An 11,748-nucleotide genomic window follows, 5' to 3' on the forward strand; every position below is an offset into this window, starting at 1 on the left:
CGTATGCGCCGGGCCCCCCTCAGCCCCGGGCGCCTCGTCGAACTAGCGCATTGTGGGCAGGCGTCGGAGCTCGCCGACTTTCAGCAGCCGCGCGAGGAGAACGTAAGCCAGAGCGGTCGTGAACACTCCGCCAGCGAGCGCGGCGGCGGTCGGCCACGTTCCGCTTCCCAGCCCGTCGCACGCCCCGGCCGCCGTCGGGCTGCGTCGCCCTGGCGCGCACCAGCTGCGGTACGAGGACGGCGTTGAGCGCGCCGCCGATCAACAGGGTGTACAGGCTCGTCGGCACTGTGTTCGCCGTGTTGTACGTGCTGGCCAGCAAGCCCGTTCCCAGCGCCGCGCCCTGCAGCACCTGCCGGATCAGACCCGTGGCCCGCGACACCACCGTGCCGCCAGCCATCAGCAACGACGAACGAGCAAGTCCGCCCCGGTTCTCCTCCGGTCCGGCGGCCTGCCGCCCTCCCGTTCGCTGCTCCCGCGGCATCGTCTTCGCCGCGGGGCTCGCCCCCTCCACCATGAGGTCAATTTACGTTGTCGGGGTTCCGCGCCTGCGGCAGGTCATCCGGTGATGGATCCGGTGAACTCCGGGAAGTCCAGGTCGAAGTCGTCGCTGCCGCGCTGCACAGTGACGACGATCTTCTTGCCATACTTCGTCTCGAGCGCGTTGTCATTGGTCTTCGTCGCGGACACCCCGGGAGCCAGGCGTCCCTCGAGCGGCTCGGCGCCGTTCTCGAACGAGGTCGACGCGGCCTCGCCGCCGTTCGTGGCGCCCTCGATGATGAGGGACAGGTCATTGAGGGCGACTGCGGACTTGCCGGAGTTCGTCACCTTCAGTTTCACGCGGAAGTCGGTGTTGCCGGGCTTGGCGGACTCCAGCAGCTCGGCGTCGTAGTCCTTGAACACCTTCGCCTCGGCGACGGACACCTTCAGACCGTCCGGCCATGTGTAGGACTCGCCGAACTTCAGGCCCGTCGCCTGCCCCTCGGTTCCGTCGCCGCCCGTACCGGCACCGGCCTCGGCATCGGCGCCTTCGTCGGAGCAGTGCTTCATCCAGTCGGCCTGGCTGATGTTCTCGTCCGCACAGTCGACCTTCTTCGACGCCGAGGCCTTCGAGCCGTCCTGCGACTTCGCATCGGCTCTGTCGCCGTCATCGGTGCTGTCGCTGCCGCCGCACGCGGTCAGAGCGGCCAGAAGCATGGCGGCCGTAGCCACAGCAGTAGCCGTACCAGCGCGAACGCGCATATGTCCCCCCGGAGTTGAGCTAGCCGGAACACGGTATGCCACATGCGGTTGAATCGTGCAGGAAGTGATCAGGTCGTGATGCGTGATGCTCAGGTGGATCGCGGGTGGCCGGGAGCGCTCAGCCGTCGGGGTGTCCGGATGTGACAGGGAATCGTCATTGCGGCCATCGGTGGCGGCGGTGAGGATGGGGTCATGCCCACTCCGCACCGTGTCGTCATCGCGGTCTTCCCCGATGTCGATCTCCTCGACGTCACCGGCCCCGCCGAGGTCTTCGCCCTCGCCAACCGGGAGACCGCCGGCCGTGCCGGCTATCAGGTCCGCCTCGCCGGGCCGGTCGCCGGTGAGGTCCGTACGTCGGCGGGGGTGCGCCTGGTGGCCGACCTGGGTTTCGACGAGGTCGGCGGGCAGGTGGACACCCTGCTCGTGCCCGGCGCGGTCGACATGGCCGACGAGGGCCCCGTCGCCCGTATCGACGCGGACGTCGTGGAGTGGGTGAAGGTGACCGCCCCGCGGGCCCGTCGAGTGGCGTCGGTGTGCGTGGGCGCGCATGTACTGGCCGCGGCCGGACTCCTCGACGGGAAGACGGCGACCACTCACTGGTCGACCGCGGCTCAGCTGGCCGCCGAGCATCCGGCCGTCACGGTCGACCCGGACCCCATCTTCGTACGCACCGAACGAGGCCGGTTGTGGACCGGGGCCGGGATCAGTGCCTGCCTGGATCTCGCCCTGGCGCTCGTGACCGAGGACCAGGGCGAGGACGTGGCCCTGTCGGTGGCACGGCACCTGGTGATGTACCTCAAGCGCCAAGGCGGGCAGAGCCAGTTCTCCGTGCCGCTCAGCCGCCCGGCCTCCGCCCGTCGTGACATCGACGAGCTGCGGCTGTGGATCGCCGAGCACCTCGAAGAGGACCTGTCGGCGGCGGCCCTCGCGGCCCGGATGTGCCTGAGCGAGCGGCACTTCGCCCGGGTGTTCAAACAGGAGACGGGCACCGGCGCGGCCGACTACGTCGAAGCCGCCCGCGTCGAGGTGGCGCGCCGCCTCCTTGAGACCACGGACAGTGCGCTCGACCAGGTCGCGGCAGCCGCCGGGCTCGGTTCGGTAGAGACGCTGCACCGGGCCTTCAACCGGCAGCTCGCCACCACCCCGGCGGCCTACCGCCGCCGCTTCCGCATCCAGACTCCCTGACCCTCTCCACCCACCACCCCCCCTTGGGCATGCAGGCGAGCCCACGGCTCCGCCGTCATGCCCCTGCCGTGATCCAGCCCGTACAGAAATCCCGTACAGAAATCCCGTACGGAAATAAAGAAATTCACCATGAAAGGCGCCCCATGAGCACGCATACGAATCAGGCCTCCACGACCCTGCGCGACGTGATCGGCCTGGACAACCAGCCGCCCCGGCTGAGCGAATCCGTCCTGATCCTGATCGATTTCCAGAACACCTACCGGACCGGCGTCATGGCCCTGGACGGCGCAGAGACGGCCCTCGCGGCGGGCGCCCGGCTCCTGGCACGCGCCCGTGCGGCGGGCACTCCGGTCGTCCACATCCTCAACGACGGCGGCGAGGGAACCCCCTACGACATCCGCGCGCACATCGGGGCCATCAGTGACGAGGTCGCCCCGGTGGACGGTGAGGCTGTCGTGGTCAAGAACTTCCCCAACTCCTTCCACGCCACCGAACTGGAGACGACGCTGAGTGATCTGGGCTTCGCAGGGGGGAGCGGCAAGGATCTTGTGCTCGCAGGCTTCATGACACACATGTGCGTCAACTACACCGCACAGGGAGCCTTCAACCTCGGCTACCGCCCCACCGTCATCGCCGAAGCCACCGCGACCCGCGCCCTCACCACTCCGGACGGCACCGTCCTGCCCGCCGCCGCGCTCCAGACGGCCGCCCTGACCACCATCACCGACCTGTTCGGCACCGTCGTCCCCACCGTCGACGCGATCCCGGCCTGAGCACTTTAGTGACGTAGGCCACGTCATTACCAGGCGTCGATCTGGGTAGGGGGCGCATGATCGCCTGGGCTCGTGCCCGGGAAGCACCACGGGAACCACGGAGGTATCCATGTCCTCGAAGCGACGTCGTAAGAAGAAGGCCCGCCGCAAGAACGGCGCGAACCACGGCAGCCGTCCTCAGTCCTGACGGCGGGCACGGCCACCGGGGGCGGCACCATGCGGTGCCGCCCCCGCGGCGTTCCCAGGGCAGGAGCGCCACTGCGGAACTCGGGCAACAGCACAGGGGGCGGATGATGGCAACGATCTTGACGGTGCTCGGTCTGATGGGGCTTGCGGCCCTACTCCTGATCGTCGTGCTGCTGCGCAGGAGGCACACACCGACGGAGAACGCGGACGGCCTCCTCCTCGAGCAGAGCCGCCGGGAACGAGCTCGTGCCGACCGTGCTTCCTACAGCTCGTTCGCGGCCCGGAACAATCCCTTCTCCGAGACCGACCAGCCTCGGAGGTGACGTGACGGCCGCCGGCGACAAGGGCGGCCTCGCTCGCACGCGTGCCGCGCCATCCGGACCGGACCGGTCAGGAATCGAGAAGCGCTGGTCCCCGGGCCAGATCTAGCGTGATGCCCATGGACGCCACCGCCACCGCCACCGCCACCGGCACTGTCACCCTTCACGCGAGCTTCCTCCCGCACGACGACCCCGACGCCTCCCTGGCCTTCTACCGCGACACCCTCGGCTTCGAGGTCCGCGACGACGTCGGACACGACGGGATGCGCTGGATCACCGTCGGCCCCGCCGACAAGCCCGGCGTCTCCATCGTCCTGCGGCCACCGGCCGCCGACCCCGGCATCACCGACGCCGAGCGCCGCACCATCGCCGAGATGATGGCCAAGGGCACCTACACCGGCATCCTCCTGGCCACCGCCGATCTCGACGGCGCCTTCGCGCGGCTGCGGGACCGGGACGCCGAGATCGTCCAGAATCCGACCGAGCAGCCGGACGGCGTCCGTGACTGCGCCGTCCGCGATCCCGCGGGCAACCTGCTCCGCATCCAGGAACTGCGCTGACGGCGAGCCGTTGCCGCGATCGCGACGAAGAAGTAGAACCTGACCTACTGCTCGACGCTGATCAGATCGAGCCGGGCGACACCGACGGAGACCGCACAGGCGGCTCCGCCCGACAGATGGAGAGACCATGAGCCCCGCCAAGAGGAAGAACACGCAGTCGCCTGCGCTCCATGCTGCCGACAGCCACGACTTGATCCGCGTGCACGGCGCGCGCGTGAACAATCTCAAGGACGTCAGCATCGAGATCCCCAAGCGCCGCCTGACGGTGTTCACCGGAGTCTCCGGCTCGGGCAAGAGCTCGCTGGTGTTCAGCACGATCGCCGCGGAGTCGCAGCGGATGATCAACGAGACCTACAGCTCCTTCGTGCAGGGCTTCATGCCGACGCTGGCCCGGCCCGAAGTCGACGTACTCGACGGTCTGACGACAGCGATCATCGTCGACCAGCAGCGGATGGGCGCCGACCCCCGCTCCACGGTCGGCACCGCCACCGACGCCAACGCGATGCTGCGCATCCTCTTCAGCAGGCTCGGCAAGCCGCACATCGGCCCGCCCAGCGCGTACTCCTTCAACACCGCGTCGGTCCGGGCGAGCGGCGCGATCACCGTCGAGCGCGGCAACAAGACCAAGGCGCAGAAGGCGACCTTCAACCGCACCGGCGGCATGTGCACGCGCTGCGAAGGCCGGGGCTCGGTCTCCGACATCGACCTCACCCAGCTCTACGACGACTCCAAGTCGCTCGCCGACGGTGCGTTCACCATCCCGGGCTGGAAGTCGGACAGCCAGTGGACCGTGCAGGTCTACGCCCAGTCCGGCTTCGTCGACCCGGACAAGCCGATCCGCGCGTACACCAAGAAGGAACTGCAGGCCTTCCTCTACGGAGAGCCGGTCAAGGTCAAGGTGAACGGCGTCAACCTCACCTACGAGGGGTTGATCCCCAAGATCCAGAAGTCGTTCCTGTCCAAGGACAAGGAAGCGATGCAGCCGCACATCAGGGCATTCGTGGAGCGCGCGGTCACCTTCACCACCTGCCCCGAGTGCGAAGGCACCCGGCTCAGCGAAGGGGCCCGCACCTCGAAGATCAAGCGGATCAGCATCGCCGACGCCTGCGCCATGGAGATCCGTGACCTGGCCGAGTGGGTCCGCGGCCTCAAGGAGCCGTCAGTGGCCCCCCTGCTCACCGCGCTGCAGCAGACCCTCGACTCGTTCGTGGAGATCGGCCTCGGCTATCTCTCGCTTGAGCGTCCCGCGGGCACGCTGTCGGGCGGTGAGGCGCAGCGCGTCAAGATGATCCGCCATCTCGGCTCCTCGCTCACCGACGTCACGTACGTCTTCGACGAGCCCACCATCGGTCTGCACCCCCACGACATCGAGCGGATGAACAACCTGCTGCTGAGGCTGCGGGACAAGGGGAACACGGTCCTTGTCGTCGAACACAAGCCCGAGGCCATCGCGATCGCCGACCACGTCGTCGACCTCGGCCCCGGCGCCGGCACGGCGGGCGGCGCCGTCTGCTTCGAGGGCACCGTCGACGAGCTGCGGGCCGGCGACACCGTCACCGGCCGCCACCTCGACGACCGGGCCGCGCTCAAGGATCCGGTGCGCGAGCCCACGGGCACGCTGGAGATCCGCGGAGCCACCCGCCACAACCTTCAGGGCGTCGACGTCGACATCCCGCTGGGCGTGCTGTGTGTCGTCACCGGCGTCGCGGGCTCCGGCAAGAGTTCACTGATCCACGGCTCCGTCCCCGCGTCCGCCGGGGTGATCTCGGTCGACCAGGCGCCGATCAAGGGCTCGCGGCGCAGCAATCCGGCGACGTACACCGGACTGCTTGAGCCGATCCGCAAGGCGTTCGCCAAGGCCAACGACGTGAAGCCGGCGCTTTTCAGTGCCAACTCCGAGGGCGCCTGCCCCACTTGCAACGGCGCCGGAGTCATCTACACCGACCTGGCGATGATGGCCGGAGTCGAGACAACCTGTGAGGACTGCGAGGGGAAGCGGTTCCAGCCCTCGGTTCTCGAATACACCTTCGGTGGCCGCGACATCAGCGAAGTGCTCGCGATGTCGGTGACCGAAGCCGAGGAGTTCTTCGGCGCGGGCGACGCGCACACGCCGGCCGCGCACAAGATCCTCGACCGGCTCGCCGACGTCGGGCTCGGCTACATCAGCCTCGGCCAGCCGCTCACCACTCTGTCCGGCGGCGAGCGGCAGCGGCTCAAGCTGGCCACCCACATGGCGGAGAAGAGCGGCGATCAGCCCGTCCTCGTACTCGACGAGCCGACCACTGGGCTGCACCTGGCCGACGTCGAACAGCTGCTCGGCCTGCTCGACCGGCTCGTCGACTCCGGCAAGTCGGTCATCGTCATCGAGCACCATCAGGCGGTCATGGCGCACGCCGACTGGATCATCGACCTCGGCCCCGGCGCCGGTCACGACGGCGGAAAGATCGTCTTCGAGGGCACCCCCGCCGACCTCGTCGCCGACCGCTCCACTCTCACCGGTGAGCACCTCTCCGCTTACGTCGGCACTTGAGAGAGCCCTCCACGGGCACCTGTTGTGAACACTTGCCGCTCGATTTCTCTCGTTCGGGTACGAATTCGAAGACTGCGCACAGGCGATCCGCGAAGTCAGTAACGTGCGATTGATACTCCATTAAGCCCGTGGCATGCGCATGCCACGGGCTTATCGCCTGAGTAATTCCCGAAGTTATTGGCGGCGTTGCCAAGATCAGAGAGGATCGTTGTACTGGGCATGAGCGATGCGGGGAACGAGATTCCTTCGCCGCGGCCGCCCCGTGCCGATACAAGGGCCGGTGGCGGGGAAGTTCCTTCGCAATCCCCCATCTACGACGCGTTGGTGCGCGAGTGGCGTGCCGCAGACCGGGAGGTGCCGCGCGTGCCCGCCCCGCGATCGCGCTGGGAGCGTGTCGATCCGCAGGACCTGTTCCACAGAGGCTGACGGGAGTTCGTTGGGCTGCCTTGCCTTGCCGCGTCGTGCCTTGCCGTGCCGCGTCACGTGAGAGGGGTCGCGGGGTGGGCATGGGTGTTGAGCCAACGGCAGATCGCGAGAGCGACCGTGTCGTCGAGCGTGCTCAGCGCGTCGATGGCCTTGGCGTCGTCGGGGTGGGGTGGGATTCCGGCCGTCGTGAGCGTGGCGTGCAGGGTCAGACGGTGCCGGTCACGGGCCGTCAGGAGGGTCGGGGCCGCCATGTCCAGACGCTGCGTCGGGTCGGGCGGGGGCAACAGGAGTTCGGTCTCCGCGTCCCAGCCGACGGTCGGCAGGACGGTGGCAGGTGCAGTCATGGCGGCTTCCTCACGACGGGTGGGCAATGCCTGTGTCGGACAGGAAGCAGTCCGGTGGCCGTCCGGTTGCACCGGGCCCGCCAAGACACCCGAACGCGGTAACCAGAGCGTCAGCGAGACAGCGGCGAGGCGTCAGCGATACGTGAGCGGGGCGCCAGCGCGAGGACCGAAGCTGTGAGCGGACCAGTTGACCGCACACGGCACATCGGCATCGAGCACATCACACGGGGAGCCCCCACATGCGCACCTCCATCCGGCGTTCTGCCGTACTCACCGCGGTCGCCTGCGCCACCTGCGCCGCGCTGAGCCTGACGCTCACCGCCTGCGACGGCGGTGAGGGCGTGAAGGACGAGGGAGCCGCCTGGGCCTCGAAGCCGGCCGGCACCGGAGCGCGCGGCGAGTCCGGCGAGATGGGCAAGGCCGCATCCGGTCCGGAGGACTCCGCCGCGCGGACCGGTACCGAGAAGAAGATCGGCACCGACAAGGCCCCGGCTTGCGCCGCCGACGACGTGGAGATCTCTGCGGCCAAGCAGGACGACGTACCCACCACGCACATCACGCTCACCGCGACGAATGTCTCGGGTCGCTCCTGCACGCTGCTGCGGTACCCGCTCATCGCGTTCGGTGGCACCCGGACCGCCAAGGAAGTTGCGGCTGTCGCCAAGAGCAAGCCGGGCGTTCCCGTCGTGCTGAACGCCGGGGCCCCGGCCTATGCGGCCGTACGAATCAACAAGGGTGACGTCGACGAGAGGAACCGCGCCGTCACCACCTTCCACGTCGGCCTCTTCGCCGCCGACGGGTCCGGCGAGGTCAGCAAGACCGTCTCCGCACCCGAGGGAGGTATCGCGGTGCACGACGCCGTCGCGAAGACAGGCTATTGGACGCCCCAACTGCGCGACGGAGCAGACGAGTTCTGAGCTGCCCGTTGTCGGGTGTGCCCGTTGCCCCCGATCAGGGACCCACAGGGTTCCGGCTCCTACCAGCGGAGTAGACACAACACCAGCGTGTGGCACGTGAGTCGGAGGAGTTCGGACTTTAGGGATGAGTCGCTCGGACGCCCGACGGGACAACATCACTCATGTCCCGCATGTCCACCGGAAGGACCATCCGCATGCAAAGAAGACCGCTCGTCCCACTGCTCGCAGTGAGCGTGATGGCGGCCCTGGCCCCTGGCCTTGCCGCCACTCCGGCCGCCGCGAGCCCCTCGGCCCGCTCGGCACCCGCCTCCACAGCGAACGACGCCCTGCGCCCCTACACCCAGCAGAAGTTGACTTGGGAGCGGTGCGGCACCGACACCCCCGCAGCCTTCCAGTGCGCGCCCCTGAAGGTTCCGCTGGACTACCGCCATCCCCGCGGCAAGAAGATCGATGTCGCGATATCCCGACTCAGGACCAACGACCACGGCAAACGCCACGGCGTGCTGCTCTCCAATCCGGGAGGTCCGGGCGGCCCTGGTCTGGAGTTACCCCTCGAACTGGACAAGCAACTGCCCAAGGAGGTGAGGAACCAGTACGACCTCATCGGGTTCGACCCGCGCGGAATCGGCCGGAGCACGCCCGTCCAGTGCGGTCTCAGCCCCGAGGAGAACACGCTGCTGCGCCCGCTGCGGACGTTCGAGAAGAACGTCGTCTGGGCCAAGGGCGTGGCCGACAAGTGCCGTACGAAGGCGGGGGACACCCTCGCGCACATCACCACCCGCAACACGGCACGCGACATGGACGTCCTGCGGGCGGTCCTGGGCGAGCGGAAGATCTCGTACTTCGGAGTCTCGTACGGCACCGCCCTCGGCGCCGTCTACACGCAGATGTTCCCCGAGCGCGCCGACCGTTTCGTCCTCGACAGTGCCGTCGACCCGAAGCGGATGTGGCGCGGGATGTTCCGGATCTGGGGCCCGGAAGCCGAGCGGGCGTTCCAGCGCTGGACGAAGTGGACCGCGGCGCACGACGCGACGTACCGACTGGGTGACACACCGGCAGCGGTGAGCAAGAGCTTCTGGGATGTCGTCGCCAGGGCCGACCGCGATCCCGTCGTCGTCGACGGGGTGCCGCTCGACGGGGCCGGGGTGCGCGACCTGGTACGCCCGGAGCTCTTCACCGTCCGCGACGCCGCCGAGCTTGTGGTGAAGCTGAAGGAGGCCGCCGGGGGGAGCACCAGTGGCCAGGGTCTCGCCGAGCCCCCGCCGGAGCCCGACATCTCGGCCGCCATCGCCGTGGTGTGCGGTGATGCCTCCTTCCCCCGTGACCCCGAGATCTACCGCAGGGACTCGATCCGCGACGCGGCGAAGTATCCGCTGTACGGGGACTTCGCCGCCGGGATCATGCCCTGCGCCTTCTGGGACAAGCCTGTTGAGCCCGTCACCGAGGTGAACAACAAGGTCCCGACGCTCATCGTGCAGAACGAGTGGGACTCGCAGACCCCGCTGCTCACCGGACAGTCCATGCACCGCCAGTTGAAGGGCTCGCGCATGGTGACGGTCGACGAGGGCGAGGGCCACGGTGTCTATGGCACGAACCCCTGCGCGGACTCCGCGGTCAACTCCTACCTGGCAACCGGCAGACTCCCGGCCTCCGATGCGACGTGCCGTGCGACCCCGGACGATCGGCGGGAGGCATCCACGCTCCCGGCACCGGGACCCCTGAGCTGACCACCGGCACCACGTCCTGACAACTGACACCTGACACCTGACACCTGACACCTGACAGCTGACCGGAGCGGATGGCGGGCGACCGCCATCCGCTCCGTTACGCCCGCACCGCTTCGTCCTTCTTGTCTCATCTTGCATATGCGGTGTCAAATGGCCTCTGCCTTCCTGTACGGGATGAATTCATGGCGAATGGCGAATGCAGTTCGCCGAGCGGGGTCGGCGTGAGTCATTCCATGCCTATTCGACTAAAGCTTTACTTGTGACTTAAATCACATACAATCGAGCAAATGATCATGATTGGTCATGTCCACATGGCTGGATCCGGTGTGGCACGATGCACCGAGTTGGTTGGCTAGCTTTTATACGGGGAGACAAGCATGCCGACGATGATTGTTATCGGATACAGGGGCGACCTCGATCAGGCGCTCCAGCGCCGAGGATTGGATCCCTGCTATATCGTGCAGGCGCCCGCGAGTGCGCCCGATGGGCGACGCTTCAAGCGTGTCGCCGACATTGAGAACGTCCACGAAGTATTGAGGGCGGTACTCGCTGCCCGCGTTGATGACGTGGCAGGAGTACTCACCGTCCATGAAATGGGTGTGTTCGGCGCCGCATATCTGCGGCAGCAGTTGAACCTCCCTGGGAATTCCGACTCGAAGTCCGCCCTTTATTTCCGGGACAAGTACCTTCAGAAGAGTGCGCTGCCGCCGCACATCAAGCGGGCGCACTGCCGATACGTAGCGAAGGACACGCCGTTCCTGGAACTTTCCGGGGAGCTGGGGGACGTATTCGTCGTCAAGCCGGCGACCGGGGCCGGCTCGCTGCGTACGAACATCGTCCGTTCCGCGGAGGAGTACGCGCGGGCCTTGGAACTGTTCCCGGGGCAGTCGGACGTCGCGATCGTCGCGGAGTCGTTCGTCGACGCCCCCGAGGTCTACATGGACGGCATCTGGAGGAGCGGCCGTCTGCAGTGGTCGTCCATCAGCAGCAACCACATAGCGCCGCTCAGTGCCGTGCAGGGCGGCATCCTGTCCGCGCACATCCTGGACAGACGGCTGCATCCGGAACTGTTCGAGGAGGCCGAGGGGCTCGCCGGGCAGGCGCTCGAGAGCCTCGGTGCCCCCGACTGCGTATTCCACATGGAAGCGTTCACGCAGGAAGCCGGACTGACTTTCGGTGAGCTCGCCATCCGGCTTCCGGGGGCGCTCTCCCCGCAGGTCAATAAATTGACGTTCGGCGTCGACCTGTTCGATGTGGAAATCAGCCTTGCGCTCGGCGAGGAGCCGGCCCATCCGCTGGGCAGCGGAACACCCGACCGCTTCTACGGGTACATTCTGCTGCGCCGCTCGAGCGACGGCACACTGACGCAGAAGGATTTCGAGCGCAACTTCTCCTTCGACGAGATCGAATATCCCTCGTCGCCTGATGCGTCGATCGGCCCCTACGGCCGCTTCGGACAGGCGATCGTGTCCGACCCCGACGAACTGAAGCTGCAGAAGACAATCGACGAAATCGTGCGATTCAACGAGGTCGGCGGCTGA

11 protein-coding genes and 1 pseudogene are annotated in these 11,748 nt (G+C 67.6%); 9 read left to right on the plus strand and 3 right to left on the minus strand.

The annotated features are described in order from the left end of the window. Nucleotides 1–184: 184 nt before the first annotated feature. Nucleotides 185–514: pseudogene (locus ACWFRJ_RS23965) on the minus strand (lipid II flippase MurJ); the annotation flags it as partial. 41 nt (nucleotides 515–555) lie between these two features. Beyond that, nucleotides 556–1,209, minus strand: a complete 654-nt coding sequence (locus ACWFRJ_RS23970) for a hypothetical protein (protein WP_453534368.1) — start codon at nucleotides 1,207–1,209, stop codon at nucleotides 556–558. 222 nt (nucleotides 1,210–1,431) lie between these two features. Here ACWFRJ_RS23970 and ACWFRJ_RS23975 point away from each other — a divergent pair, with 222 nt between their 5' ends. From ACWFRJ_RS23975 to ACWFRJ_RS24000, 6 genes are all read left to right on the plus strand, one after another. After that, complete coding sequence (locus ACWFRJ_RS23975) at nucleotides 1,432–2,424, plus strand: GlxA family transcriptional regulator (protein ID WP_453534371.1); 993 nt, start codon at nucleotides 1,432–1,434, stop codon at nucleotides 2,422–2,424. A 143-nt stretch (nucleotides 2,425–2,567) separates the two neighbouring features. Continuing rightward, a complete protein-coding gene (locus ACWFRJ_RS23980; RefSeq protein WP_453534374.1) occupies nucleotides 2,568–3,197 on the plus strand; it encodes an isochorismatase family protein in 630 nt (209 codons plus the stop codon). Nucleotides 3,198–3,306: 109 nt separating this feature from the next. Continuing rightward, entirely contained in the window at nucleotides 3,307–3,384 is a 78-nt protein-coding gene (locus tag ACWFRJ_RS23985) for a 50S ribosomal protein bL37 (protein WP_370443954.1), read from the plus strand. Between the two features lie 106 nt (nucleotides 3,385–3,490). Next, nucleotides 3,491–3,706, plus strand: a complete 216-nt coding sequence (locus ACWFRJ_RS23990) for a hypothetical protein (protein WP_453534377.1) — start codon at nucleotides 3,491–3,493, stop codon at nucleotides 3,704–3,706. A 116-nt stretch (nucleotides 3,707–3,822) separates the two neighbouring features. Beyond that, a complete protein-coding gene (locus tag ACWFRJ_RS23995) occupies nucleotides 3,823–4,263 on the plus strand; it encodes a VOC family protein (RefSeq protein ID WP_453534380.1) in 441 nt (146 codons plus the stop codon). A gap of 127 nt (nucleotides 4,264–4,390) precedes the next feature. Further along, nucleotides 4,391–6,793 (plus strand): ATP-binding cassette domain-containing protein, encoded by a 2,403-nt coding sequence (locus ACWFRJ_RS24000; RefSeq protein WP_453534383.1) that lies wholly within the window; start codon nucleotides 4,391–4,393, stop codon nucleotides 6,791–6,793. Between the two features lie 479 nt (nucleotides 6,794–7,272). Here the strand turns inward: ACWFRJ_RS24000 and ACWFRJ_RS24005 are convergent, their stop codons facing one another. Beyond that, nucleotides 7,273–7,563 carry a hypothetical protein gene (locus tag ACWFRJ_RS24005; protein ID WP_453534386.1) on the minus strand — a complete coding sequence of 97 codons (291 nt, stop codon included), beginning with the start codon at nucleotides 7,561–7,563 and terminating at the stop codon, nucleotides 7,273–7,275. 239 nt (nucleotides 7,564–7,802) lie between these two features. On the opposite strand from ACWFRJ_RS24005, the gene ACWFRJ_RS24010 reads away from it, so the two are divergent. The 3 genes from ACWFRJ_RS24010 (at nucleotide 7,803) to ACWFRJ_RS24020 (ending at nucleotide 11,748) form a co-directional block, all read left to right on the plus strand. Continuing rightward, nucleotides 7,803–8,480, plus strand: coding sequence for a DUF4232 domain-containing protein (locus ACWFRJ_RS24010; protein ID WP_453534389.1), 678 nt, complete (start codon nucleotides 7,803–7,805; stop codon nucleotides 8,478–8,480). Between the two features lie 194 nt (nucleotides 8,481–8,674). Then, complete coding sequence (locus ACWFRJ_RS24015; RefSeq protein WP_453534392.1) at nucleotides 8,675–10,207, plus strand: alpha/beta hydrolase; 1,533 nt, start codon at nucleotides 8,675–8,677, stop codon at nucleotides 10,205–10,207. 377 nt (nucleotides 10,208–10,584) lie between these two features. Then, a complete protein-coding gene (locus ACWFRJ_RS24020; RefSeq protein ID WP_453534395.1) occupies nucleotides 10,585–11,748 on the plus strand; it encodes an ATP-grasp domain-containing protein in 1,164 nt (387 codons plus the stop codon).

It is taken from the genome of Streptomyces sp. NPDC055239 (assembly GCF_053606205.1).

Coding starts and splice junctions, on each gene's coding strand:
- ACWFRJ_RS23975 (WP_453534371.1), top strand. CDS start 1,432: ATGCCCACTCCGCACCGTGTCGTCATCGCGGTCTTCCCCGATGTCGAT.
- ACWFRJ_RS23980 (WP_453534374.1), top strand. CDS start 2,568: ATGAGCACGCATACGAATCAGGCCTCCACGACCCTGCGCGACGTGATC.
- ACWFRJ_RS23985 (WP_370443954.1), top strand. CDS start 3,307: ATGTCCTCGAAGCGACGTCGTAAGAAGAAGGCCCGCCGCAAGAACGGC.
- ACWFRJ_RS23990 (WP_453534377.1), top strand. CDS start 3,491: ATGGCAACGATCTTGACGGTGCTCGGTCTGATGGGGCTTGCGGCCCTA.
- ACWFRJ_RS23995 (WP_453534380.1), top strand. CDS start 3,823: ATGGACGCCACCGCCACCGCCACCGCCACCGGCACTGTCACCCTTCAC.
- ACWFRJ_RS24000 (WP_453534383.1), top strand. CDS start 4,391: ATGAGCCCCGCCAAGAGGAAGAACACGCAGTCGCCTGCGCTCCATGCT.
- ACWFRJ_RS24005 (WP_453534386.1), bottom strand. CDS start 7,563: ATGACTGCACCTGCCACCGTCCTGCCGACCGTCGGCTGGGACGCGGAG.
- ACWFRJ_RS24010 (WP_453534389.1), top strand. CDS start 7,803: ATGCGCACCTCCATCCGGCGTTCTGCCGTACTCACCGCGGTCGCCTGC.
- ACWFRJ_RS24015 (WP_453534392.1), top strand. CDS start 8,675: ATGCAAAGAAGACCGCTCGTCCCACTGCTCGCAGTGAGCGTGATGGCG.
- ACWFRJ_RS24020 (WP_453534395.1), top strand. CDS start 10,585: ATGCCGACGATGATTGTTATCGGATACAGGGGCGACCTCGATCAGGCG.